Consider the following 24,443-nt stretch of genomic DNA (forward strand, 5'->3'; position numbering starts at 1 on the left):
CTTACGTCATGGGACTCGAAGAAAAGCTGCCGAGCGGTTTCCTTCTGACCACCGTCGAGCAGGCCGCGGGCTGGGTGCGCAAGGCGTCGGTCTTCCCCGCCACCTTCGGCCTCGCCTGCTGCGCCATCGAGATGATGACCACCGGCGCCGGCCGCTACGACCTGGCGCGCTTCGGCATGGAGGTCTTCCGCGGCTCGCCCCGCCAGGCGGACCTGATGATCGTCGCCGGCCGGGTCAGCCAGAAGATGGCGCCGGTCCTCAGGCAGGTCTACGACCAGATGCCGAACCCCAAGTGGGTGATCTCGATGGGCGTGTGCGCCTCCTCGGGCGGCATGTTCAACAACTACGCGATCGTGCAGGGCGTCGACCACATCGTCCCCGTCGACATCTACCTGCCCGGCTGCCCGCCACGGCCCGAGATGCTGATGGACGCGATCCTCAAGCTCCACCAGAAGATCCAGTCCTCCAAGCTCGGTGTGAACGCCGAGGAGGCGGCCCGCGAGGCGGAGGAAGCGGCGCTCAAGGCCCTGCCGACGATCGAGATGAAGGGGCTGCTGCGATGAGCGACGCGAACCGCAACGGCGCGGGCGCGCACCCGGGCGGGGTGAACGGCAACGGGGTGAACGGCAACGGCGTCAACCCCGAGAAGGACCTCGGCGCCGCGAACCTCCCCGGCCGGCGCGGCGAGGGCGGCGAGGAGATCCGCGTCCAGCGCGGCATGTTCGGCGCCAACAACGGCGGCGACACCTCCGGCTACGGCGGCCTGGTCCGCTCCATCCGCCTCCCGGGCGCGGCCACCCGCCCCTACGGCGGCTGGTTCGACGAGGTCGCCGACGAACTGGAGGGCGCCCTGGAGGAGCAGGGACTCGTCCCTGAGAACGCCATCGAGAAGACCGTCGTCGACCGCGGCGAGCTGACCTTCCACATCGAACGCGAGTACCTTCTCGCCGTCGCCCAGACCCTCCGCGACGACCCGGCGCTCCGCTTCGAGCTGTGCACGGGCGTGAGCGGAGTGCACTACCCCGGCGACAAGGGGCGCGAACTGCACGCCGTCTACCACCTGCGCTCGATCACCCACAACCGGCTGATCCGCCTGGAGGTCAGCGCCCCCGACTCCGACCCGCACGTCCCGTCGCTCGTGTCCGTGTATCCGACGAACGACTGGCACGAACGCGAGACGTACGACTTCTTCGGCCTGGTCTTCGACGGCCACCCGGCGCTGACGCGGATCATGATGCCGGACGACTGGCAGGGCCATCCGCAGCGCAAGGACTACCCCCTCGGCGGCATCCCCGTCGAGTACAAGGGCGCCCAGATCCCGGCTCCGGACCAGCGGAGGTCGTACTCATGAGCACGCACACCCCGTCGTCGGCCCACCCGTCGCCCGACCACCACCCCTCATCGGGTCCCTTCGGGACGCAGGCTTCCGCGCGCGAGACCACCGAGGGCACCGTCTACACGGTGACCGGCGGTGACTGGGACGAGGTCGTCGAGTCCGTGTCCCGCGCCGACGACGAGCGCCTGATCGTCAACATGGGTCCCCAGCACCCGTCCACGCACGGCGTGCTGAGGCTCATCCTGGAGATCGAGGGCGAAACGGTCACCGAGGCCCGCTGCGGCATCGGCTACCTGCACACCGGCATCGAGAAGAACCTCGAGTACCGCACGTGGACGCAGGGCACCACGTTCGTGACGCGCATGGACTACCTGACGCCGTTCTTCAACGAGACGGCGTACTGCCTCGCCGTGGAGAAACTCCTCGGCATCGAGGACCAGGTCCCCGACCGCGCCTCCGTGATCCGGGTGCTCCTGATGGAGCTGAACCGGCTCTCCTCCCACCTGGTGTGCATCGCCACCGGCGGCATGGAGCTCGGCGCCACCACGATCATGATCTACGGCTTCCGCGACCGGGAGATGATCCTCGACATCTACGAGCTGATCACCGGCCTGCGGATGAACCACGCCTACGTCCGCCCCGGCGGACTCGCCCAGGACCTCCCGCCGGGCGCCGTGGACCAGATCCGCGAGTTCGTGAAGAAGATGAAGAAGAACCTCCCGGAGTACGACAAGCTCGCCACCGGGAACCCCATCTTCAAGGCCCGTATGCAGGACATCGGCTACCTGGACCTCGCGGGCTGCATGGCCCTCGGCGCCACGGGGCCGATCCTGCGCTCCGCCGGCCTGCCGCACGACCTGCGCAAGGCACAGCCCTACTGCGGCTACGAGACCTACGACTTCGATGTCCCCACCGCCGACACCTGTGACGCCTACGGACGCTTCCTCGTCCGCCTCGAGGAGATGCGCCAGTCGGTCAGGATCATCGAGCAGTGCCTGGACCGGCTGCAGCCCGGCGCGGTCATGGTCGCCGACAAGAAGATCGCCTGGCCTGCCCAGCTCGCCCTGGGACCGGACGGGCTCGGCAACTCCCTGGACCACATCAAGAAGATCATGGGCACCTCCATGGAGGCTCTGATCCACCACTTCAAACTGGTGACCGAGGGCTTCCGCGTCCCGCCGGGACAGGCGTACGCGGCGGTCGAGTCACCCAAGGGCGAACTCGGCGTGCACGCCGTCTCAGACGGCGGCACCCGCCCCTACCGGGTCCACTTCCGCGACCCGTCCTTCACCAACCTGCAGGCCATGGCGGCGATGTGCGAGGGCGGCCAGGTCGCCGACGTCATCGTCGCCGTCGCGTCCATCGACCCCGTGATGGGAGGCGTCGACCGGTGACCACCTCTTCTTCCGAGCGGGGCGTCAGCCTGGGCATGCCCGAACTGCCCGCGCCCGACTACCCGGACGACGTGCGGGCCCGGCTGGAGCGGGACGCGCACGAGATCATCGCCCGCTACCCGGACTCCCGGTCCGCCCTCCTGCCGCTGCTGCACCTGGTGCAGTCGGAGGAGGGCCATGTCACGCGCACCGGGATGCGGTTCTGCGCCGAGGTTCTGGGTCTGACCACGGCCGAGGTCACCGCGGTCGCCACCTTCTACACCATGTACCGGCGGCGGCCCTCCGGTGACTACCAGGTGGGTGTCTGCACCAACACCCTGTGCGCCGTCATGGGCGGCGACGCCATCTTCGAGGCCCTCCAGGAGCACCTGGGCGTCGGCAACGGCGAGACCACCGACGACGGCAAGGTCACCCTGGAGCACATCGAGTGCAACGCGGCCTGCGACTACGCGCCGGTCGTGATGGTCAACTGGGAGTTCTTCGACAACCAGACCCCCGAGACCGCCCGGCGCCTCGTCGACGACCTGCGCGCGGGACGGCAGGTCGCTCCCACCCGCGGTGCCCCCCTGTGCACCTTCAAGGAGACCGCCCGGATGCTGGCGGGCTTCCCCGACGAACGGGACGGGGCCGTCGAGGCGACCGGCAGCGCGGGTCCGGCCTCCCTGGTCGGGCTGCGGCTGGCCAAGGGGGAGTCCGCCGCCGCGCGCGTGGTGCACCCGCGGGACGGCGGGCCGCACGACGAGGCCGGGGACACGGCCGTGCACCAGCCGTCGCCGTCCGAGCACCTCATCTCGCACGACGCGCCACAGGACACATCGGCCTCCGACCCGGCACACCCGGCCGGGCCCGTAGCCGACGAGGGAGGGCAGTGATGACCTTGGCACCCGAAAATGGGGGCACCGCCCGCCCGAGCGGATTCGAGGGTGGGGGAGAGACCAGCCCCGAGAAGCTGCTCGTGCCCGTGCTGTCGGCCTTCTGGGACGAGGAGAGCTCCTGGACGCTGGACGTCTACCGCAGGCACGACGGCTACGAGGGGCTCCGCAAGGCGCTCGCCATGTCGCCGGACGACGTGATCGCGTACGTCAAGGACTCCGGACTGCGCGGGCGCGGCGGCGCGGGATTCCCCACGGGAATGAAGTGGCAGTTCATTCCCCAGGGGGACGGCAAGCCTCACTATCTGGTTGTCAACGCCGACGAATCGGAGCCCGGCACCTGCAAGGACATCCCGCTCCTCTTCGCGAACCCGCACAGCCTCATCGAGGGCATCGTCATCGCGTGCTACGCCATCAGGTCGTCGCATGCCTTCATCTATCTGCGTGGTGAAGTCGTCCCCGTGCTGCGGCGGTTGCACTCGGCCGTGCGCGAGGCCTACGCGGCGGGCTACCTCGGCGAGAACATCCTGGGCAGCGGGCTCGATCTCGACGTCACCGTGCACGCGGGCGCGGGCGCGTACATCTGCGGTGAGGAGACCGCACTGCTCGACTCGCTCGAAGGCCGCCGTGGTCAACCGCGGCTCCGTCCCCCCTTCCCTGCGGTCGCGGGCCTCTACGCGTGCCCGACTGTGGTGAACAACGTCGAGTCGATCGCGTCGGTTCCCGCGATCCTGAACCGGGGCAAGGAATGGTTCCGGTCGATGGGCAGCGACAAGTCGCCCGGCTTCACGCTGTACTCGCTCAGCGGCCATGTGGCCAACCCCGGCCAGTACGAGGCCCCGCTCGGCATCACGTTGCGGCAGCTCCTCGACATGAGCGGCGGCATGCGGCCCGGCCACCGGCTGAAGTTCTGGACGCCGGGCGGCTCGTCCACGCCGATGTTCACCGAGGAGCACCTCGACGTCGCGCTGGACTACGAGGGAGTGGGCGCCGCCGGGTCCATGCTCGGCACCAAGGCCCTGCAGTGCTTCGACGAGACGACCTGCGTGGTGCGGGCCGTCACCCGCTGGACCGAGTTCTACGCCCACGAGTCCTGCGGCAAGTGCACACCCTGCCGGGAAGGCACGTACTGGCTCGTGCAGCTGCTGCGGGACATCGAGGCGGGCAAGGGCGTCATGTCCGACCTCGACAAGCTCGCCGACATCGCCGACAACATCAACGGCAAGTCCTTCTGCGCCCTCGGCGACGGCGCCGCCTCGCCGATCTTCTCCTCCCTCAAGTACTTCCGCGAGGAGTACGAGGACCACATCACGGGCCGGGGCTGCCCCTTCGACCCGGCCAAGTCCACGGCCTGGGCGGACAAGCCCGCGGAGGTGAACGCATGACTGTGACCACCAGCGCTCCCTCAGGTGGGGGAGAGGCGGCGGTCCCGCCGGAGGACCTCGTCACGCTGACGATCGACGGCGTCGAGATCAGCGTGCCCAAGGGCACCCTGGTCATCCGCGCCGCCGAACAGCTCGGCATCGAGATCCCCCGCTTCTGCGACCACCCCCTGCTCGACCCGGCCGGCGCCTGCCGCCAGTGCATCGTCGAGGTCGAGGGCCAGCGCAAGCCCATGGCGTCCTGCACGATCACGTGTACGGACGGGATGGTCGTGAAGACGCACCTCACCTCGCCCGTCGCCGAGAAGGCCCAGAAGGGTGTGATGGAGCTCCTGCTCATCAACCACCCGCTGGACTGCCCCGTCTGCGACAAGGGTGGCGAGTGCCCGCTGCAGAACCAGGCGATGTCGCACGGCAACGCCGAGTCCCGCTTCGAGGGGAAGAAGCGGACGTACGAGAAGCCGGTCCCGATCTCCACGCAGGTGCTGCTCGACCGTGAGCGGTGCGTGCTGTGCGCCCGCTGCACCCGGTTCTCCAACCAGATCGCGGGCGACCCGATGATCGAGCTGCTGGAGCGGGGCGCGTTGCAGCAGGTCGGCACCGGAGAGGGCGACCCCTTCGAGTCGTACTTCTCCGGGAACACCATCCAGATCTGCCCGGTCGGTGCACTGACCTCGGCGGCGTACCGCTTCCGCTCCCGCCCCTTCGACCTGGTCTCGTCCCCGTCGGTCTGCGAGCACTGCTCCGGCGGCTGCGCCACCCGCACCGACCACCGGCGCGGCAAGGTCATGCGGCGCCTGGCCGCCTACGATCCGGAGGTCAACGAGGAGTGGATCTGCGACAAGGGGCGCTTCGCGTTCCGGTACGCGCAGATGAAGGACCGGCTCGATGTGCCGCTGGTGCGGCGCGAGAGCGGTGAGCTGGAGCCCGCGTCCTGGCCCGAGGCGCTCGACATCGCCGCCCGGGGGCTGCTCGCCGCGCGGGGCCGGGCCGGGGTGCTCACCGGCGGCCGGCTCACCGTGGAGGACGCCTACGCGTACAGCAAGTTCGCGCGCGTGGCGCTCGACACGAACGACATCGACTTCCGCGCGCGCGTGCACAGCGGCGAGGAGGCCGACTTCCTGGCCGCCCGGATCGCCGGACGCGGCCGCGACCTCGACGGTACGGGCGTCACGTTCACCTTCCTCGAGAAGGCGCCCGCCGTCCTGCTCGTCGGGTTCGAGTCCGAGGAGGAGGCGCCCGGCGTCTTCCTGCGGCTGCGCAAGGCCTGGCGGGGGCACGGCCAGCAGGTGTTCGCTCTGGCCACGCACGCCACCCGGGGCCTGGAGAAGGCCGGCGGCACCCTGCTGCCCGCCGCGCCGGGGACCGAGACCGAGTGGCTGGACGCGCTGGCCGGACGGGTCGGCCTGGAGGAGGACGGCGTACGGGCCGCGGAGGCGCTGCGCACCGAGGGCGCCGTGATCGTCGTCGGTGAACGCCTCGCCGCCGTCGCCGGCGGCCTCACCGCCGCCGTCCGTACCGCGGCCGCCACCGGCGCCCGGCTGGCGTGGATCCCGCGCCGGGCCGGAGAACGGGGCGCGGTCGAGGTGGGCGCGCTGCCCTCGCTGCTGCCGGGCGGGCGTCCGGCCACCGATCCGCGCGCGCGGGAGGAGGTCGCCGCCGTCTGGGGCCTTGCCGACCTCCCGCACCGCTACGGCCGGGACACGGGCCAGATCGTCGAGGCCGCGGCCACCGGCGAACTTCGCGCCCTGGTCGTGGCCGGCGTCGAGGTCGCCGACCTGCCGGATCCGGCACGCGCACGTGAAGCACTGTCCGAGGTGGACTTCCTGGTCTCCCTGGAACTGCGGCCCAGCGAGGTCACCGAGCGCGCGGACGTGGTGCTGCCGGTCGCGGCGGCCGCCGAGAAGGCCGGCACCTTCCTCAACTGGGAGGGCAGGGCCCGCTTCTTCGAGGCCGCGCTCAAGCCCGACCAGATGACCCGCCCGCTGATGCCGACCGACGCGCGCGTGCTCCAGATGCTCGCCGACGCGATGGACGTGCACCTGGGGCTGCCCGATCTGCGCACGATCCGCGTGGAACTGGACCGCCTCGCCGCCTGGGACGGTCCGCGGGCCGCCAACCCCCTGGAGATCGGCGGACAGCTGCCCCGCCCGGCCGCCGGGGAGGCCGTGCTCGCCGGCCACCGGCTGCTGCTCGACCAGGGCCGTCTCCAGGACGGCGACGAGGCGCTCGCCGGCACCCGGCACGCGGCACGCGCGCGTGTGTCCGCCGCCACTGCCGCCGAGGCGGGCGTCGAGGACGGCGAGCTGCTGGCCGTGCGCGGCCCGTCCGGGACCGTCGAACTCCCGCTGCAGATCACCGAGATGCCCGACCGCGTCGTCTGGCTCCCGATGAACTCCACGGGCGGCGGCGTCCCCTCCGACACCGGGGCGCAGCCCGGCACCCTCGTCCGCATCGGCCCGGCGACGCCCGCCGCCGAAGCCCCCAAGGAGGTGGAGGCATGAGCCCGTACCTCGCCGCTGAAGACCTCTCGATGTTCGGCCACGACCCCTGGTGGCTGGTCGTCATCAAGGCGGTGTTCTGCTTCGCCTTCCTGATGGTGACCGTGTTGTTCTCCATCGTCTGGGAGCGCAAGGTCGTCGCCTGGATGCAGCTGCGCATCGGCCCCAACCGGCACGGTCCCTGGGGCATGCTCCAGTCGCTCGCCGACGGCGTGAAGCTGATGCTGAAGGAAGACCTCATCGTCAAGCGCGCGGACAAGGTGGTCTACATCCTCGCGCCGATCGTCGCGGCCATCCCGGCCTTCATGGCGATCGCGGTGATCCCCTTCGGGCCCGCCGGCAACGAGATCTCGATCTTCGGGCACCGCACCACGATGCAGCTCACCGACCTGCCGATCGCGATGCTCTACATCCTCGCGGTCGCCTCGGTCGGTATCTACGGCATCGTGCTGGCGGGCTGGAGCTCCGGTTCCACCTATCCGCTCCTCGGTGGCCTGCGCTCCTGCGCGCAGATGATCTCCTACGAGATCGCCATGGGTGCCGCCTTCGCCTCCGTGTTCCTCTACTCGGGGTCGATGTCGACGTCGAGGATCGTCGAGGCGCAGCACGACCGCTGGTACATCCTGCTGCTGCCGGTGTCCTTCATCATCTACATCGTCACGATGGTCGGCGAGACCAACCGCGCCCCCTTCGACATGCCGGAGTCCGAGGGCGACCTGGTCGGCGGCTTCAACACCGAGTACTCGTCGATCAAGTTCGCGATGTTCATGCTCGCCGAGTACGTCAACATGGTGACGGTCTCGGCCGTGTCCACCACCCTCTTCCTGGGCGGCTGGCGCGCCCCGTGGCCGATCAGCACGGTCTGGGAGGGCGCGAACCACGGCTGGTGGCCGCTGCTCTGGTTCGTCATCAAGGTCCAGCTGCTGCTGTTCTTCTTCATCTGGCTGCGCGGCACGCTCCCCCGCGTCCGCTACGACCAGCTGATGAAGCTCGGCTGGAAGGTCCTCATCCCGGTCTCCGTGGTCTGGCTGATGCTCGTCGCGACCGTACGGGCGCTTCGCAACGAGAACTACGGTTTCGCCGACATCGCGCTGTACGTCGCGGGCGGAGTCCTCGCGCTGCTCCTGGTGTCGTTCGTCATCGACATGTTCCGCGCGAAGGCCAAGGAGGCCGAGCAGCCCGCCGAGGAGCCCGCCGCCTTCGACCCGATGGCCGGTGGATTCCCCGTGCCGCCGCTGCCGGGACAGACGCTGCCACCGGTGCCCAGGCGCCGCTCACGCCGGGAGCGGGAGCTGATTGTCAGTGGTGGACCGGACACTGTGAGTGACGGATCTTCGGATGGAAAGGAGGCGTCCGATGGCTGACGAGCCCAAGGACACCAAGCCGGGTTTCCAGAACCCGGTGGCCGGCTTCGGCGTGACCTTCAAGGCCATGTTCAAGAAGCGGCTCACCGAGCAGTACCCGGAGCAGAAGAAGACCACGGCTCCGCGGTTCCACGGCCGGCACCAGCTCAACCGCCATCCGGACGGCCTGGAGAAGTGCGTCGGCTGCGAACTGTGCGCCTGGGCGTGCCCCGCCGACGCGATCTACGTCGAGGGCGCGGACAACACGGACGAGGAGCGCTACTCCCCGGGCGAGCGGTACGGGCGGGTGTACCAGATCAACTACGCCCGCTGCATCCTGTGCGGCCTGTGCATCGAGGCCTGCCCCACGCGCGCGCTGACGATGACCAACGAGTTCGAGTTGGCCGACTCCAGCCGCGCCAACCTCATCTACACCAAGGAGCAACTGCTCGCCGGCCTCGAAGAGGGCATGGTGGACACGCCCCACGCCATCCACCCGGGGATGGACGAGCAGGACTACTACCGGGGCCTGGTGACGGAGGCCGCGCCCGGCACCGTGCGCCAGGTCGCCGTCTCGAAGGGCGAGGTCCCGCAGGAGGCCGTCTCCACCTTCGGCGAGGGCGAGCCGGCGTCGAAGAAGGTGATCGGCGGATGACTGATCTCGCGGCCTACTCCACCTCCACCGGAGAGGCCTTCCAGTTCTGGGTCCTCGGCACCGTCGCGGTGCTCGGCGCCCTCGGCACCGTCTTCATGAAGAAGGCCGTGCACAGCGCGCTGTGCCTCGCGGGCACCATGATCGTCCTGGCGGTGTTCTACCTCGCCAACGGCGCCTACTTCCTGGGGATCGTGCAGATCGTCGTCTACACCGGCGCGATCATGATGCTGTTCCTGTTCGTGGTGATGCTCGTCGGCGTCACCGCGGCGGACTCCCTGAAGGAGACCATCAAGGGGCAGCGCTGGCTGGCCCTCCTGTGCGGGCTCGGCTTCGGCATCCTGCTGTTCGCGGGCATCGCCAACGCCTCCCTGAAGGACTTCGCCGGCAGCGGCAGGGCGAATGCGGGCGGCAATGTGGAGGGTCTGGCGGCCCTCATCTTCACCAAGTACGTGTTCGCCTTCGAAATCACCGGTGCCCTGCTCATCACGGCCGCCGTCGGCGCCATGGTGCTCACCCACCGCGAGCGCACCGAGCGCGCCCGCACCCAGCGCGAACTCTCCGAGCAGCGGGTACGGGAGGGCAAGCACGTTCCGCCGCTGCCGGCCCCCGGCGTCTACGCCCGGCACAACGCGGTGGACATCGCGGGTCTCCTGCCGGACGGCACCCCGTCCGAGCTGACCGTCAACAAGACGCTGCGCGCCCGCGGCCAGATCCGCGACGTGTCCGACGAGGCGATCAGCGATCTCAAGGCGCTGGAGCAGCACGCCGCCGAGCGCCTGGAGCGCACCGAGGAGAAGCGGCCGGCGCTCAAGAGGACCGAGGAGGCGTCGAAGTGAACCCGGTCAACTACCTGTATCTCGCAGCCCTGTTGTTCACGATCGGCGCCACCGGCGTACTGATCCGGCGCAACGCGATCGTGGTGTTCATGTGTATCGAGCTGATGCTCAACGCGTGCAACCTCGCGTTCGTCACCTTCTCCCGGATGCACGGCAATCTCGACGGCCAGATCATCGCCTTCTTCACGATGGTCGTCGCCGCCGCGGAGGTCGTCGTCGGGCTCGCGATCATCGTGTCGCTGTTCCGTACCCGCCATTCGGCCTCGGTCGACGACGCCAGCCTGATGAAGCTGTAAGGGGTCGGGAGAATCGTGGAGAACCTGATTGCGCTGCTGATCGCGGCGCCCCTGCTCGGAGCGGCCGTGCTGCTGTGCGGCGGCAGAAGGCTGGACGCGGTCGGCCACTGGCTCGGCACGGTGCTCGCCGCCGTCTCCTTCGTGTTCGGTGCCGTCCTCTTCACCGACATGCTGGGGAAGGCCGCCGACCACCGGACCGTCACCCAGCACCTGTTCAGCTGGGTCCCGGTGGGCGGTTTCCAGGCCGACGTCACCTTCCGGCTCGACCAGCTGTCGATGACGTTCGTCCTGCTGATCACCGGAGTCGGCTCGCTCATCCACCTGTACTCGGTCGGGTACATGGAGCACGACGAGCGCAGGCGCCGCTTCTTCGGCTATCTGAACCTCTTCCTCGCGGCGATGCTGCTGCTGGTGCTCGCCGACAACTACCTGCTGCTGTACGTCGGCTGGGAGGGCGTCGGTCTCGCCTCCTACCTGCTGATCGGCTTCTGGCAGCACAAGCCCAGCGCGGCGACCGCGGCGAAGAAGGCGTTCATCGTCAACCGCGTCGGCGACATGGGCCTGTCGATCGCCATCATGCTGATGTTCACCACGTTCGGGACCTTCGCCTTCGGCCCGGTCCTCGGCCACGTCGGAGACACGTCCGAGGGCAAGCTCACCGCGATCGGCCTGATGCTGCTGCTCGCCGCCTGCGGCAAGTCGGCCCAGGTGCCGCTGCAGTCCTGGCTCGGTGACGCGATGGAGGGCCCGACCCCGGTCTCGGCCCTGATCCACGCCGCGACCATGGTGACCGCGGGCGTCTACCTGATCGTCCGCTCGGGAGCGATCTTCAACGCGGCGCCCGACGCCCAGCTGGCCGTCACCGTCGTCGGTGCCGTCACGCTCCTGTTCGGTGCGATCGTCGGTTGCGCGAAGGACGACATCAAGAAGGCGCTGGCCGGCTCGACCATGTCGCAGATCGGCTACATGGTGCTCGCCGCGGGCCTCGGCCCCATCGGCTACGTCTTCGCGATCATGCACCTGGTCACGCACGGCTTCTTCAAGGCCGGACTGTTCCTCGGCGCCGGCTCGGTCATGCACGGCATGAACGACGAGGTCGACATGCGCCGGTACGGCGGCCTCAGGAAGTACATGCCGGTCACCTTCGTCACCTTCGGCCTGGGCTACCTCGCGATCATCGGCTTCCCGGGCCTGTCCGGTTTCTTCTCCAAGGACAAGATCATCGAGGCGGCCTTCGCGAAGGGCGGCACCGAGGGCTGGATCCTCGGCGGCGCGGCCCTGCTGGGCGCCGCCATCACGGCGTTCTACATGACGCGGGTGATGCTGATGACGTTCTTCGGCGAGGAGCGGTGGCGCCACGCCCCGACTCCGTCCCCGGACGAGCCGAGCGTGGAGCCCGCCGCCGAGACCCGCGGCGAGCACGCGGAGCCGCACCCGCACGAATCGCCGGGCGTCATGACGATCCCCATGATCGTGCTGGCGGTCGGCTCCGTCTTCGGCGGCGCGTTCTTCAGCATCGGCGACCGCTTCCTGCACTGGCTGGAGCCGGTCACCGGGCACAGCGAGGGGCATTCGCCGGTCAGCGCCTGGACGGTCACCGGAGCGACCATGGTGTGCCTGGTCATCGGCGTGGCCATCGCCTGGGCGCAGTACGGCCGTAAGCCCGTTCCGGCCGTCGCCCCGCGCGGTTCCCTGCTCACCCGGGCCGCCCGGCGCGACCTGCTCCAGGACGACTTCAACCACGTCGTCCTCGTCCGGGGCGGGGAACACCTCACGCGCTCCCTGGTGTACGTGGACCACACCCTGGTCGACGGCGTCGTCAACGGCACGGCGGCCTCGGTCGGCGGCCTGTCCGGCCGGCTCCGCCGACTGCAGAACGGCTACGCACGGTCGTACGCCGTCTCGATGTTCGGCGGTGCGGCGGTGCTCGTCGCCCTGACCCTGCTGATGAGGGCGGTCTGATAGCGATGTCCTTTCCCCTGCTGACAGCGACGGCGGTGCTCCCGGCCGTGGGGGCGATCGCCACGGCCGCGGTCCCGGCCGCGCAGCGCACCGCCGCCAAGTGGCTGGCGCTGGTCGTCTCGCTCGCCACGCTCGCGCTCGCCGCGATGATCACGTTCCGCTTCGAACCGGGTGGCGCCCGGTACCAGTTCACCGAGTCCCAGGCCTGGATCAAGGACTTCGGGGTGCGGTACGAGCTGGGCGTGGACGGCATCGCGGTGGCACTCATCGCGCTCACCGCGCTGTTGATCCCGTTCGTGATCCTGGCGGGCTGGCACGACGCGGACCCGCTGGAGACCGGAAGCCGGCGCTGGCGGCCGACGCAGGGCTTCTTCGCCCTGATCCTGGCCGTCGAGGCGATGGTGATCATCTCGTTCGAGGCCACCGACGTCTTCCTCTTCTACATCTTCTTCGAAGCCATGCTCATCCCGATGTACTTCCTCATCGGTGGCTTCGGGGACCGCGCCCACGAGCAGGGCGAGAAGGCGGCGTCCACGCAGCGGTCGTACGCCGCCGTGAAGTTCCTCCTCTACAACCTGGCCGGCGGCCTGATCATGCTGGCCGCGGTGATCGGCCTGTATGTGCAGGCGGGCAATTTCTCCCTCCCGGAGATCGTGCAGGCGCGGGCCAACGGCTCGCTGCACATGGCGACCAGCACCGAGCGCTGGCTGTTCCTCGGCTTCTTCTTCGCCTTCGCGGTGAAGGCGCCGCTGTGGCCGCTGCACACCTGGCTGCCCAACGCCATGGGGGAGGCCACCGCCCCCGTCGCCGTGCTGATCACGGCGGTCGTCGACAAGGTGGGCACGTTCGCGATGCTGCGCTTCTGCCTCCAGCTGTTCCCGGAGGCCAGCAAGTGGGCGACACCGGTCATCCTCGTCCTGGCCCTGATCAGCATCCTCTACGGGGCGCTGCTGGCGGTCGGCCAGCGGGACATCAAGCGGCTGGTGGCCTACGCGTCGATCTCGCACTTCGGCTTCATCATCATGGGCATCTTCGCGATGACCAGCCAGGGCCAGTCCGGGGCGACGCTGTACATGGTCAACCACGGCATCTCGACGGCCGCCTGGATGCTGGTGGCGGGCTTCCTGATCTCGCGCCGCGGCTCGCGTCTGATCGCGGGGTACGGGGGCGTGCAGAAGGTCGCGCCCGTGCTCGCCGGCACGTTCCTGATCGGCGGCCTGGCGACGCTGTCCCTACCGGGGCTCGCGCCGTTCGTGAGTGAGTTCCTGGTGCTGGTCGGCACGTTCACGCGCCATCCGGTGATCGGCATCATCGCCACCTTCGGCATCGTCCTCGCCGCGCTCTACACCCTCGTCCTGTACCAGCGGACGATGACGGGCCCGGTGAAGGCGGAGGTCGCGGCGATGCCGGACCTGAGGGTCCGCGAACTCGTGGTGGTCGTCCCGCTGATCGCGCTGCTGATCTTCCTGGGCGTCTACCCGAAGCCGGTCACCGACCTGGTCAACCCGGCCGTCCAGCACACCATGTCCGACGTACACCAGACCGATCCCAAGCCCGCAGTGGAGGCGGCCAAGTGAGCGCAACAGCCGTCCACAGCCTGTGGACAACCGCGGCCGACCCGATCGCGAAGATCCAGGCGCCGAAGATCGAGTACGGGCAGTTGTCGCCGACCCTGATCGTCATCGGTGCCGCGCTCGTCGGGGTGCTGATCGAGGCGTTCGTGCCGCGCAAGTCCCGTTACTACGCTCAGGTGTTCGTGTCCGTCGTCGCGCTCGCCGCCGCGTTCGCCGCGGTGGTGGCGCTCGCGGCCGACGGATACGGCACCACCAAGGCCCACATCGCGGCGATGGGCGCACTCGCCGTCGACGGACCGTCCCTGTTCCTGCAGGGGACGATCCTGCTGGCGGGCCTGCTCGGCGTGTTCACCTTCGCCGAGCGGCGCCTCGACCCGGCGGCGCACGGCAACCGCGTGGACTCGTTCGCCGCGCAGGCCGCGTCCGTGCCGGGCAGCGAGAGCGAGAAGGCCGCCGTGAAGGCGGGCTTCACGACGACGGAGGCGTTCCCGCTGCTGCTGTTCGCGGTCGGCGGCATGCTGGTCTTCCCCTCGGCGAACGACCTGCTGACCCTCTTCGTCGCCCTGGAGGTCTTTTCGCTGCCGCTGTACCTGCTGTGCGCGCTCGCCCGGCGCAAGCGGCTCATGTCGCAGGAGGCCGCGGTCAAGTACTTCCTGCTCGGCGCCTTCGCCTCCGCCTTCACGCTGTTCGGCATCGCCCTGCTGTACGGCTACGCGGGCTCGGTGTCGTACGCGCGGATCGCCCAGGTCGTCGACGGCACGGTCACGAACGTCGACCCGGCGCTCGCCAACACCATGGGCAATGACGCGCTGCTGCTCGTCGGCGCCGCGATGGTCGTGATGGGCCTGCTGTTCAAGGTGGGAGCGGTGCCGTTCCACATGTGGACGCCGGACGTGTACCAGGGTGCGCCGACACCGGTGACCGGCTTCATGGCGGCGGCGACCAAGGTGGCGGCGTTCGGCGCGCTGCTGCGACTGCTGTACGTGGTCCTGCCGGGCATGCGCTGGGACTGGCGGCCGGTGATGTGGGCGATCGCGATCGTCACCATGCTGGGCGGCGCGATCGTGGCGATCACGCAGACCGACATCAAGCGGATGCTGGCGTACTCGTCGATCGCGCATGCGGGATTCATCCTGGCGGGTGTGATCGCCACCACGCGGAGCGGCGTGTCCTCGGTCCTCTTCTACCTGGCCGCGTACTCGTTCGTGACGATCGGTGCCTTCGCGGTCGTCACCCTCGTCCGCGACGCGGGCGGCGAGGCGACCCACCTGTCCAAGTGGGCCGGGCTCGGCCGCAGGTCCCCGCTGGTGGCGGCCGTCTTCGCGGTCTTCCTGCTGGCCTTCGCGGGCATCCCGCTGACCTCGGGCTTCGCCGGGAAGTTCGCGGTGTTCAAGGCGGCGGCGGAAGGCGGGGCGATCCCGCTGGTCGTGATCGGTGTGATCTCGTCCGCCGTGGCGGCGTTCTTCTACATCCGCGTGATCGTCCTGATGTTCTTCAGCGAACCGCGCCCCGAGGGCCCGACGGTGGCGGTCCCCTCACCGCTGACGATGACGGCGATCGGGCTCGGCGTGGCGGTCACCGTGGCGCTGGGTGTGGCACCGCAGTACTTCCTCGACCTGGCGAACCAGGCGGGGGTGTTCGTGCGCTGAGGCGCCCGCGCCGATTGCGCGACGGCCCGGCACCCGCTCGGAGGGTGCCGGGCCGTGCTGCTCAGGGTTACTGCCCGTCCTCTGGGCGTGCTTTGATCTCGGCGAGGTCCAGGTCGACCGGGAAGGGCACACTCACCTTCATCCGCTCACGAAAGATACCCACGCTGGTGTAGGTGCCGGTGGTCGGCTCCAGCTCAAAGGCGTGCACGGCCGCGCGACCCTTTTCGTCCTCGACGCGCCAGTAGTGGGGGATCTTGGCGCGGGCGTACTTCAGGGGCTTGGTCTCGCGGTCGCGGGCTACGGAGTCCGCCGAGACCACCTCGATAGCCAGCAGTACCGCTTCGGCTGGGAATCGGGTCTGGCCGGATTCCTTCCACGCTTCCCTGCGGAGCACGATCACATCCGGCTCGGGCCTGTTCTGCTGGTCGATGTCGATGGTGAATTCGCGGAAGACCTCGAAGTCCGCTGGGGCCAGTGAACGCAGCTGCCACTTGAAGAAGTCGACAGCGCGCTCGTGAAAGGCGGTCTGAGGACTCACGAAGACCAGGCTCCCGTCGATCAATTCCGTGTGCGGAGGCAGATTCGGAAGCCGGTCCAGGTCGTCGGCGGTCCAGCCGCCCTCCGGCGGGATCGGCCAGGTGGGCGTGGACGCCTTCGGTGCGACGCTCATCAGTGCTCCCATGGGACGGAGTCTCGCCGGTCCATTCAGACTATCGACCGCAAACGGGCAGGTCTCCCACGCACGTGTGAACGATGGCCGTGTCCTTGACCGAGCCGGCCAGGGGTCCTGTGGATAACTCGGAGGCTGTCGGCCCTGGCCCCTATCGTGGACGCAGTGGTCGAAGGACGACCGAGGGGGAACGGGCGATGGACGGGACGGCTGTGATGACCGAGGTGGGCGCGCCGGCGGTGGACGGTGGGAGCGAGGCGCTGGCCACGCTGCACCGGGTCTTCGGGTACGACGCCTTCCGCGGCGAGCAGGAAGCGGTCATCGAGCATGTGGTGGCCGGCGGCGACGCGGTCGTGCTCATGCCGACCGGCGGCGGCAAGTCGCTGTGCTACCAGATTCCGTCCCTGGTCAGACCCGGTACGGGAGTCGTGGTCTCCCCGCTCATCGCTCTCATGCAGGACCAGGTGGACGCCCTGCGGGCGCTCGGTGTGCGCGCCGGGTTCGTGAACTCCACGCAGGACTTCGACGAGCGGCGCGTGATGGAGGCGCAGTTCCTGGCCGGCGAGCTGGACCTGCTCTACCTGGCACCGGAGCGGCTGCGTCTGGAGTCCACCCTCGACCTGCTCTCCCGCGGCAAGATCTCCGTCTTCGCCATCGACGAGGCGCACTGCGTCTCCCAGTGGGGCCATGACTTCCGCCCCGACTACCTGGCGCTGTCGCTGCTCGGCGAGCGGTGGCCGGACGTCCCGCGGATCGCGCTCACGGCGACGGCCACGCGGGCGACGCACCAGGAGATCACCCAGCGGCTGAACATGCCGCAGGCCCGCCACTTCGTGGCCAGCTTCGACCGGCCCAACATCCAGTACCGGATCGTGCCGAAGGCCGACCCCAAGAAGCAGTTGCTGGCGTTCCTGCGCGAGGAGCACGCGGGCGACGCGGGCATCGTCTACTGCCTCTCGCGGAACTCGGTGGAGAAGACGGCCGAGTTCCTGACCCGTAACGGCATCGAGGCGGTGCCGTACCACGCGGGTCTGGACGCGGGCACCCGTGCGGCGCACCAGTCCCGGTTCCTGCGCGAGGAGGGCCTGGTGGTGGTCGCGACGATCGCCTTCGGGATGGGTATCGACAAGCCGGACGTGCGGTTCGTCGCCCACCTGGACCTGCCGAAGTCGGTCGAGGGCTACTACCAGGAGACGGGCCGCGCGGGCCGCGACGGACTGCCGTCCACGGCCTGGATGGCGTACGGGCTCAACGACGTCATACAGCAGCGCAAGCTCATCCAGTCCGGGGAGGGCGACGAGGCGTTCCGTCGCCGGGCCCAGGCGCACCTGGACGCGATGCTGGCGCTGTGCGAGACCGCCCAGTGCCGCCGCGGCCAGCTGCTCGCCTACTTCGGCCAGGACCCCCGGCCAGGCGGCTGCGGCAACTGCGACACCTGCCTGGAGCCGCCGGACACCTGGGACGGGACGATCGCGGCGCAGAAGGTGCTGTCCACGGTGTGGCGGCTGCACCGGGAGCGGCGGCAGAAGTTCGGCGCGGTGCAGATCGTCGACATCCTGCTGGGCCGGCGCACGGCCAAGGTCATCCAGTTCGACCACGACCAGCTGTCCGTGTTCGGCATCGGCGAGGAGCTGACCGAAGGCGAATGGCGCGGCGTCATCCGGCAGTTGCTGGCGCAGGGGCTGCTCGCGGTCGAGGGCGAGTACGGGACGCTGGTGCTGACCGAGGCCAGTGGGGCGGTACTGCGGCGGGAGCGCGAGGTGCCCCTGCGCAAGGAGCCGAAGAAGCCGGCGGCGGCTCCCCGGTCGTCGCCCTCCGCCCGGTCCGACCGCAAGCCGAAGGCGGCCGCCGCCGAGCTGCCCCCGGAGCTGGCCCCCGCGTTCGAGGCGCTGCGTGCCTGGCGCGCCGAACAGGCGCGGGAGCAGGGCGTCCCGGCGTACGTCATCTTCCACGACGCCACGCTGCGCGAGATCGCCACCGCCTGGCCCACGTCGGTGACCGAGCTCGGCGGTATCAGCGGAATCGGCGAGAAGAAGCTGGCCACCTACGGGGAGGGGGTGCTCGGCGTGCTCGCCTCGCTGGGCGGACCGCCGGCCGCCCAGCAGGCCGCGGCGCCGTCCGGCGGGACGGCGCCGGATGACTGGCCCGAGCCGGACGACGAGCCGGAGCCCGACGACTGGATATGAGGCGACGGCGTACGAGCCGTCCGGAGCTCACAGCGCACGTGCCGCGTACGCCCTGACGTCCGCGTCCGAGTCCGTCGTGGCCGTGGCGAGGGCCGCGCGGGCGCCGTCCGTGCGGGTGTGCCGGGTCAGCGCCAGGACGGCCGCCTTCCGGACGTCCGCGTTGGGGTCGGCGAGGGCCTTGGCGAGGGCGGGGACGGCCACCTCGGGGTCGGCGGCGGTGAGCGCGGTGGCGGCGCCGGCGCGGACCTGCCAGGCAGAGTCGGACAGGGCGGCCGTGGCGCGGTCGGCGAGTGGTGGCGGGCAGCCGACGGCGGCCAGCGCGCCGTAGGCGGCCGCACGGACCAGCGCGTCGGGGTCGCCGGTGAGGGCGGCGAGAGCGGACAGGACACTGTCCGCTCCGGTCGGCCCTCCGCCACCGGGGCCTGCCGCGTCCACCGTGCCCATGGCCTTGGCGAGCGCGACGCGAACCTCGCGTGACGGATCGGCGGTCGCCGCGCGCACCAGCGGCGCGACAGCGTCGACCGAGACGAGGGCGCGCACGGCCTCGATGCGAACTGTCGTGTCGGAGTCGGCGAGAGCCTCCGCGAACAGGTCGGCGTCGCCGAGCCGCAGCGCCCGCAGGACGTCCAGCGCAGCTGCGCGGACGACGGGGTCGGGCTCGGACACGGCAGCGGCGAGGCGGTCGCGCAGAGCAGGCTCGGGTGGCAGCGTCTCCACGAGTTCGCGCAGTGAGGCCGCCGCGGCGGCGCGCACGTCGGCATCGGCGTCGGAGAGCAGGCCGGCGAGGGCCGGCCCGGTGCATGGCGGCACCGTCTCGGTCAGGACCGTGACGGCGGTGCGGCGGACAGAAGGGTCGGGGTCGGCCAAGTAGGGCCCAAGGGCGTCGAGTTCGGGCTGCTCCTCCGCAAGGGCGAGGAGGTCGAGCAGGCGGGGTGAGGTCGGCGCGTCGGGGCCGGCCACGGGGCGGACATCCTCGTCGCCCGCCGCCGCCGACGTCCGTACCGCGGTGGGCGCCACCTCCCGCGCCCCGGCCGTCGCCACCTGCTCGGGACGCACCTCGCCGAGTCGTCGGGAGGCACCGCCCACGGGGGCGAAGCCCTCCACCGGAACCAGGTAGGGAGCCACGGGACGTGCCGTGAACTCCATCGCACCAGAGGGGGACTTGTGCAGATCGAGATGGTGGAACCAGGACGCGTCGTCGCGTTCCGGATGGTCGATGCGGTCGTGGTAGAGGCCCCAGCGGGACTCCGTGCGGGCCAGGGAGGCGCGGGCCGCCATCTCCGCGCAGTCGCGGATGAAGGTCACCTCCGCGCAGCGCATCAGTTCGTGCGGGCTGCGGGCGCCCATGGAGGCGATGTCGGCGTGCATCCGCTCGAACGCCTCCAGCGCCAGGGACAGCCGGGCACCGGACTTCGGCGGGGCCACGTAGTCGTTCACGAAGCGGCGCAGCTTGTACTCGACCTGGGTCTGCGGCGGGCCGTCCGGGTTGCGCAGCGGGCGGTAGATCAGCTCGTGCGCCTCGCGGAGCTGGTCGTGCGGCAACTCGCCTTCGTAGGCCTGGTACTGCGCGGCGTCCTCACCGGCCAGCTCGCCGAACACGAACGCGCCGATCATGTAGTTGTGCGGCACACAGGCCAGGTCACCGGCGGCGTACAGGCGGGGGACCGTCGTCCGGGCGTGGTCGTCGACGCGGACGCCCGAGGCCGAGTGGCCGCCGCACAGGCCGATCTCCGAGATGTGCATCTCCACGTCGTGGGTGCGGTAGTCGTGGCCGCGGCCCGCGTGGAAGGTGCCGCGCGTCGGGCGTTCCGTCGAGTGCAGGATCGACTCCAACGCCGAGATCGACTCCTCCGGAAGATGGCTCAGCTTGAGGTACACCGGGCCCCGGTCCGAGGCCACCTCCTGCGCGAACTCCGCCATCATCTGCCCCGACCAGTAGTCGGAGTCGACGAAGCGTTCGCCGTGCCGGTTGACCTGGTAGCCGCCGAAGGGGTTGGCCACGTAGGCGCAGGCCGGGCCGTTGTAGTCCTTGATCAGCGGGTTGATCTGGAAGCACTCGATGCCGGTCAGCTCGGCGCCCGCGTGGTAGGCCATCGCGTAGCCGTCGCCGGCGTTCGTCGGGTTCTCGTAGGTGCCGTAGAGGTAGCCGGAGGCGGGCAGGCCGAGACGGCCGCAGGCGCCCGTGGCCAGGATCACCGCACCCGCGCGGACGGTCACGAAGCGGCCGGTGCGGGTGTTGAAGCCCGCCGCGCCCACGGCCCGGCCCCCGGACGTCAGCACCCGTACGGGCATCACGCGGTTCTCGATCCGGATCCGCTCCCGCATCTCGCGCCGCCGCAGCTGCCGGTACAGGACCTTCTTGACGTCCTTGCCCTCCGGCATCGGCAGCACGTAGGAGCCCGACCGGTGCACCTGGCGGACCGCGTACTCGCCGTGCTCGTCCTTCTCGAACTTCACCCCGTACGACTCGAGCCGCTTCACCATGGCGAAGCCGCGGGTCGCGGTCTGCCGGACCGTGGACTGGTCGACGATGCCGTCGTTGGCGCGGGTGATCTCGGCGACGTAGTCGTCGGGCTCGGCGCGCCCGGGGACGACCGCGTTGTTGACGCCGTCCATGCCCATGGCGAGCGCGCCGGAGTGCCGGACGTGCGCCTTCTCCAGCAGGAGCACGTCCGCGCCGTGTTCGGCGGCCGTCAGTGCCGCCATGGTGCCGGCCGTGCCGCCGCCGATGACGAGGACGTCACAGGAGAGTTCCTCGGCGTCGATGAGGGCGGGGATCTCCATCGGGGTGTCCACCAGGGCTGCCTTTCGCGTGCTCAGGAACCGAGTGAGGAGAGGACGTCACGGCGCAGGGCGAGCCGCGCCGGGTCGGCGTGCGCCGCACGGTCGCGCGGACGCGGCACGTCCCGTACGGCGAGGAGCCGGCCCGTGCCGAGCAGCGCCAGCCGGTCGCCGAGGTACAGGGCCTCGTCCACGTCGTGGGTGACGAAGACGACGGTGGCGCCCGTGCCGCGCAGCACCTCCACCAGCAGGTCCTGCATGCCGGCGCGGGTCTGTGCGTCGAGTGCGCCGAAGGGCTCGTCCATGAGGACGGTGCTCGGGCCGGCGGCGAGGGCGCGCGCCAGCTGTGCGCGCTGGCGCTGGCCGCCGGACACGCGGTGCGGCAGGTGCCGTGCGCGGTCGGCAAGTCCCACCCGGTCCAGCCAGGCGTCGGCCTGGGTGCGGCGCTCGGTGCGCGGAACGCCCTTGACGGCGAGGGGAAGTTCGACGTTCGCGCGCAGGGTGCGCCAGGGCAGCAGGGCGTCCTCCTGGAACACCAGTGCCCGGTCCGCGGCGGGCCCGTTGAGGGGACGGCCGTCCTGCTCCACCGTCCCGGCGAGCGTCGGCAGCAGCCCGGCCAGCGTCCGCAGCAGGGTCGACTTGCCGCAGCCCGAGGGGCCGACGACGGTGAGGATCTCGCCGGGGGCGATGTCCAGGTCGACGCCCTCGAGGGCCGGTGCGCCGGGGCGGCCGAGCGTGGCTGCCCGCAGGGTGAGGCCGGCACCGGTACGGGACGGCGACACGACGTCAGACGAGCTGGTCATCGGGGACCTCCGCAACGGTTGTCTCGGTACTGCTCGGCATGGGCGCGGAGACGGCCGAGCGCTCCCGGGGAACGCGGTCCGCGGTGGCGTAGGAGGTCCGCGGGAGCCAGCGGGTCAGACGGCGCCCGAGCAGCTCCACCGCCGTGGACGTCACCCAGCCGAGCAAGCCGATCGTCACCATGCCGACGAAGACGTCCGGGTAGTCGACGACCGTGTAGTCCTGCCAGGTGCGGTAGCCGACGCCGTACTGGCCGGAGATCATCTCGGCGGAGATCACACAGATCCACGACACGCCGATGCCGACGGACAGGCCGCCGAAGATGCCGGGCAGCGCGCCCGGCAGGACGACAGAGCCGAGGATCCGCCACCGGCCGCCGCCCATGGTCCGCACCGCCTCCTCCCACACGGGGGTCAGCGCGCGGACCGCGTGCCGGGTCGAGACCAGCACGGGGAAGAAGGCGGCCGTGCAGGTGATGAAGACGATGCCTTGTTCGTTGCTGGGGAAGAGCAGGATCGCGACGGGAACCAGCGCGATCGCCGGGATCGGGCGCACCACCTCCAGCAGCGGGCCCAGCAGGTCCTCGGCGACGCGGGAGCGGGCCACGAGCACGCCCGTGGCCACCCCGAGGACCGCCGCCAGCAGGAAGCCTGTGAGGATGCGGGTCAGGCTGTCGGCCAGGTCCGTCCAGTAGTCGCCGCCGGAGAGCCGGCCGGCGAAGGCGCGGGCCACGTCGGTGACCGTGGGGAACTGCGAGAAGCGCAGCCACACGTTGACGTGCAGGCTGGTCAGCAGCTGCCACAGACCGAGGGCGGCGGCCAGGGACGCCACCCTCAGCGCATAGCGGCGGTACCGGCTCATGAGGCCCGCCCCAGGGCGTCGGCGTACGAGATCGTGCGCGCCCCCGGGTGCGCCGCCACGTACGCCTGCGCGGTGGCCGGCGCGACGAAGGGGAGCAGTCGGCTGCCGTCCACCACCCACACCGCCCTGTCGGCGAACCACAGGGTGCCGGTGGTGGCGTCGGGCACGTACGCGGCACGGATGTCCGAGCGGTGCTGCGCCACGTACTTCAGCAGCTCCTCGGGGGACTTGAAGGTCCGCGTGGTCTCCGCGTCCTTGGGCCACACCTCGCTCGCGGCCGGCGGAGGCGTCGCGGCGAGATCCTTCGTGTACGCCGAGCCGAGTGCCTTCTTCGCGTACTGGTCGTCGACGAAGGAGTCCACGTCGATGTCACCCGTCAGCTTCTCGGACTTCAGGATCGACACGTCCTGCTTCAGCGCGGACACCAGCTGTGGCCTGACGGCCGGGTCGAAGGTGGAGATGCCGTGGGCGCCGTTGTAGAGGTAGACGACCTCGGCGGGCAGGCCGGTGGCCTTCGCGACCTTCTCGGCCGCGGCCACGGGATGGGCGTTCAGGTAGTCGGTCGCCTGCGCCTGCGCCTTGAGGAAGGCTTCCAGGACGGCCGGACGCTGCTTCGCGAAGTCCTCGCGCGCGGTGACGCCGTGGAACGTCGGAAGGTCGAGCTGCGCACCGTCGTACAGCGCCTTCGCCTTGCCCTGGTAGGCGAGCAGGCCCGGCCAGGCCACGAACTGGCTCAGCGCGTCCGCACTGCCGGCGTCGAGCGCCGAGGCGCCCACCGCGGGCTGCTGGTTGAGCTTCTCGATGCCCTTGTCCGGGTCGATGCCGGCGCGCTGCAGGGCGCGTACGAGGGTGCCGTCCGCGGCGGAGCCGACGCTCGTGGAGACCTTCCTGCCCTTCAGGTCCTGCAGGGAGGAGAGCTTCGAATCAGGTGCGGTGACGATGGTGTTGAGGCCGCCGCGCAGGTTGTAGCCGGTGACGGAGACCAGGTGGGTGGGGCGGCCGAGCTGCTTTCCGCGGGCGGCGTTGATGAGGAGCGGGAAGTCGCCCATCGAGCCGATGTCGATCTTCCCTGCGGTCATCTGGGCGGTGATGGGGGCTCCGGTCGCGTAGTCCTGCCAGACGACCTTGTAGGTGTGGCCGTCGTGCAGGGCGCCCAGCTGCTGCTCGAAGTAGCCCAGGGAGCGCAGGAGGGTGCCCGCGGTGACGGTGTTGATGGTCTTGGACTGGTAGCCGACGGTGACGGTGATCGTGGAGCCGGTGCCCGCCTGCGCGCTCGTGCCGCAGGCGGCGAGCGGGAGGAGGAGGGCGACCGTGGCGAGGGGGACTGCCGTGCGTTTCATGGGG

General features: G+C 70.4%; 19 protein-coding genes. 14 read left to right on the forward strand and 5 right to left on the reverse strand.

What is annotated here, in order from left to right:
• Window positions 1-8 precede the first annotated feature (8 nt).
• From SY2F82_RS10455 to nuoN, 13 genes are read left to right on the forward strand one after another with little or no spacing between them, the layout of a single operon-like run.
• On the forward strand, window positions 9-563 hold the full coding sequence (locus tag SY2F82_RS10455) for an NADH-quinone oxidoreductase subunit B family protein (protein ID WP_007383964.1): 555 nt from the start codon (window positions 9-11) through the stop codon (window positions 561-563).
• Complete coding sequence (locus SY2F82_RS10460) at window positions 560-1,351, forward strand: NADH-quinone oxidoreductase subunit C (RefSeq protein ID WP_236041338.1); 792 nt, start codon at window positions 560-562, stop codon at window positions 1,349-1,351. The genes SY2F82_RS10455 and SY2F82_RS10460 overlap by 4 nt, the downstream gene beginning before the upstream one ends.
• Window positions 1,348-2,730: an NADH-quinone oxidoreductase subunit D gene (locus SY2F82_RS10465; RefSeq protein ID WP_236041339.1), complete on the forward strand. Its 1,383-nt coding sequence runs from the start codon at window positions 1,348-1,350 to the stop codon at window positions 2,728-2,730. The genes SY2F82_RS10460 and SY2F82_RS10465 overlap by 4 nt, the downstream gene beginning before the upstream one ends.
• Window positions 2,727-3,602 carry an NADH-quinone oxidoreductase subunit NuoE gene (gene nuoE / locus SY2F82_RS10470; protein WP_200418748.1) on the forward strand — a complete coding sequence of 292 codons (876 nt, stop codon included), beginning with the start codon at window positions 2,727-2,729 and terminating at the stop codon, window positions 3,600-3,602. The genes SY2F82_RS10465 and nuoE overlap by 4 nt, the downstream gene beginning before the upstream one ends.
• Entirely contained in the window at window positions 3,599-4,987 is a 1,389-nt protein-coding gene (gene nuoF, locus SY2F82_RS10475; RefSeq protein ID WP_374707142.1) for an NADH-quinone oxidoreductase subunit NuoF, read from the forward strand. The genes nuoE and nuoF overlap by 4 nt, the downstream gene beginning before the upstream one ends.
• Entirely contained in the window at window positions 4,984-7,488 is a 2,505-nt protein-coding gene (locus SY2F82_RS10480; protein WP_200418750.1) for an NADH-quinone oxidoreductase subunit G, read from the forward strand. Before nuoF ends, SY2F82_RS10480 begins: the two co-directional genes overlap by 4 nt.
• Window positions 7,485-8,849, forward strand: coding sequence for an NADH-quinone oxidoreductase subunit NuoH (gene nuoH / locus SY2F82_RS10485; protein WP_200418751.1), 1,365 nt, complete (start codon window positions 7,485-7,487; stop codon window positions 8,847-8,849). The genes SY2F82_RS10480 and nuoH overlap by 4 nt, the downstream gene beginning before the upstream one ends.
• Window positions 8,842-9,483 carry an NADH-quinone oxidoreductase subunit NuoI gene (nuoI, locus tag SY2F82_RS10490; RefSeq protein WP_200418752.1) on the forward strand — a complete coding sequence of 214 codons (642 nt, stop codon included), beginning with the start codon at window positions 8,842-8,844 and terminating at the stop codon, window positions 9,481-9,483. The genes nuoH and nuoI overlap by 8 nt, the downstream gene beginning before the upstream one ends.
• The gene (locus SY2F82_RS10495; RefSeq protein WP_200418753.1) at window positions 9,480-10,319 is read left to right on the forward strand and encodes an NADH-quinone oxidoreductase subunit J; all 840 of its coding nucleotides are present in this window, start codon (window positions 9,480-9,482) and stop codon (window positions 10,317-10,319) included. The genes nuoI and SY2F82_RS10495 overlap by 4 nt, the downstream gene beginning before the upstream one ends.
• On the forward strand, window positions 10,316-10,615 hold the full coding sequence (gene nuoK, locus SY2F82_RS10500) for an NADH-quinone oxidoreductase subunit NuoK (RefSeq protein WP_023547474.1): 300 nt from the start codon (window positions 10,316-10,318) through the stop codon (window positions 10,613-10,615). The genes SY2F82_RS10495 and nuoK overlap by 4 nt, the downstream gene beginning before the upstream one ends.
• Before the next feature lie 15 nt (window positions 10,616-10,630).
• Window positions 10,631-12,577 (forward strand): NADH-quinone oxidoreductase subunit L, encoded by a 1,947-nt coding sequence (nuoL, locus tag SY2F82_RS10505; protein WP_200418754.1) that lies wholly within the window; start codon window positions 10,631-10,633, stop codon window positions 12,575-12,577.
• Between the two features lie 5 nt (window positions 12,578-12,582).
• On the forward strand, window positions 12,583-14,154 hold the full coding sequence (locus tag SY2F82_RS10510) for an NADH-quinone oxidoreductase subunit M (RefSeq protein WP_200418755.1): 1,572 nt from the start codon (window positions 12,583-12,585) through the stop codon (window positions 14,152-14,154).
• A complete protein-coding gene (gene nuoN, locus SY2F82_RS10515; RefSeq protein ID WP_200418756.1) occupies window positions 14,151-15,800 on the forward strand; it encodes an NADH-quinone oxidoreductase subunit NuoN in 1,650 nt (549 codons plus the stop codon). Before SY2F82_RS10510 ends, nuoN begins: the two co-directional genes overlap by 4 nt.
• Window positions 15,801-15,867: 67 nt before the next feature.
• Here nuoN and SY2F82_RS10520 read toward each other — a convergent pair whose 3' ends face one another.
• Window positions 15,868-16,470 carry a Uma2 family endonuclease gene (locus tag SY2F82_RS10520; RefSeq protein WP_200418757.1) on the reverse strand — a complete coding sequence of 201 codons (603 nt, stop codon included), beginning with the start codon at window positions 16,468-16,470 and terminating at the stop codon, window positions 15,868-15,870.
• Between the two features lie 197 nt (window positions 16,471-16,667).
• Here SY2F82_RS10520 and recQ point away from each other — a divergent pair, with 197 nt between their 5' ends.
• Entirely contained in the window at window positions 16,668-18,656 is a 1,989-nt protein-coding gene (gene recQ / locus SY2F82_RS10525; protein ID WP_200418758.1) for a DNA helicase RecQ, read from the forward strand.
• A gap of 27 nt (window positions 18,657-18,683) precedes the next feature.
• Here the strand turns inward: recQ and SY2F82_RS10530 are convergent, their stop codons facing one another.
• From SY2F82_RS10530 to SY2F82_RS10545, 4 genes are read right to left on the reverse strand one after another with little or no spacing between them, the layout of a single operon-like run.
• On the reverse strand, window positions 18,684-21,440 hold the full coding sequence (locus tag SY2F82_RS10530; protein WP_200419402.1) for a fumarate reductase/succinate dehydrogenase flavoprotein subunit: 2,757 nt from the start codon (window positions 21,438-21,440) through the stop codon (window positions 18,684-18,686).
• Between the two features lie 32 nt (window positions 21,441-21,472).
• The gene (locus tag SY2F82_RS10535; protein WP_200418759.1) at window positions 21,473-22,240 is read right to left on the reverse strand and encodes an ABC transporter ATP-binding protein; all 768 of its coding nucleotides are present in this window, start codon (window positions 22,238-22,240) and stop codon (window positions 21,473-21,475) included.
• The gene (locus SY2F82_RS10540) at window positions 22,224-23,099 is read right to left on the reverse strand and encodes an ABC transporter permease (RefSeq protein ID WP_200418760.1); all 876 of its coding nucleotides are present in this window, start codon (window positions 23,097-23,099) and stop codon (window positions 22,224-22,226) included. Before SY2F82_RS10540 ends, SY2F82_RS10535 begins: the two co-directional genes overlap by 17 nt.
• Complete coding sequence (locus SY2F82_RS10545) at window positions 23,096-24,439, reverse strand: ABC transporter substrate-binding protein (protein ID WP_200418761.1); 1,344 nt, start codon at window positions 24,437-24,439, stop codon at window positions 23,096-23,098. The genes SY2F82_RS10540 and SY2F82_RS10545 overlap by 4 nt, the downstream gene beginning before the upstream one ends.
• Window positions 24,440-24,443 lie beyond the last annotated feature (4 nt).

The sequence above is a fragment of the Streptomyces sp. Y2F8-2 genome, assembly GCF_014905555.1.
GTDB lineage: Bacteria > Actinomycetota > Actinomycetes > Streptomycetales > Streptomycetaceae > Streptomyces > Streptomyces cynarae.

Coding starts and splice junctions, on each gene's coding strand:
- recQ (WP_200418758.1), top strand. CDS start 16,668: ATGGACGGGACGGCTGTGATGACCGAGGTGGGCGCGCCGGCGGTGGAC.
- SY2F82_RS10480 (WP_200418750.1), top strand. CDS start 4,984: ATGACTGTGACCACCAGCGCTCCCTCAGGTGGGGGAGAGGCGGCGGTC.
- SY2F82_RS10530 (WP_200419402.1), bottom strand. CDS start 21,440: ATGGAGATCCCCGCCCTCATCGACGCCGAGGAACTCTCCTGTGACGTC.
- SY2F82_RS10455 (WP_007383964.1), top strand. CDS start 9: ATGGGACTCGAAGAAAAGCTGCCGAGCGGTTTCCTTCTGACCACCGTC.
- SY2F82_RS10465 (WP_236041339.1), top strand. CDS start 1,348: ATGAGCACGCACACCCCGTCGTCGGCCCACCCGTCGCCCGACCACCAC.
- nuoI (WP_200418752.1), top strand. CDS start 8,842: ATGGCTGACGAGCCCAAGGACACCAAGCCGGGTTTCCAGAACCCGGTG.
- SY2F82_RS10520 (WP_200418757.1), bottom strand. CDS start 16,470: ATGAGCGTCGCACCGAAGGCGTCCACGCCCACCTGGCCGATCCCGCCG.
- SY2F82_RS10545 (WP_200418761.1), bottom strand. CDS start 24,439: ATGAAACGCACGGCAGTCCCCCTCGCCACGGTCGCCCTCCTCCTCCCG.
- nuoH (WP_200418751.1), top strand. CDS start 7,485: ATGAGCCCGTACCTCGCCGCTGAAGACCTCTCGATGTTCGGCCACGAC.
- SY2F82_RS10510 (WP_200418755.1), top strand. CDS start 12,583: ATGTCCTTTCCCCTGCTGACAGCGACGGCGGTGCTCCCGGCCGTGGGG.
- SY2F82_RS10540 (WP_200418760.1), bottom strand. CDS start 23,099: ATGAGCCGGTACCGCCGCTATGCGCTGAGGGTGGCGTCCCTGGCCGCC.
- SY2F82_RS10495 (WP_200418753.1), top strand. CDS start 9,480: ATGACTGATCTCGCGGCCTACTCCACCTCCACCGGAGAGGCCTTCCAG.
- SY2F82_RS10535 (WP_200418759.1), bottom strand. CDS start 22,240: ATGACCAGCTCGTCTGACGTCGTGTCGCCGTCCCGTACCGGTGCCGGC.
- SY2F82_RS10460 (WP_236041338.1), top strand. CDS start 560: ATGAGCGACGCGAACCGCAACGGCGCGGGCGCGCACCCGGGCGGGGTG.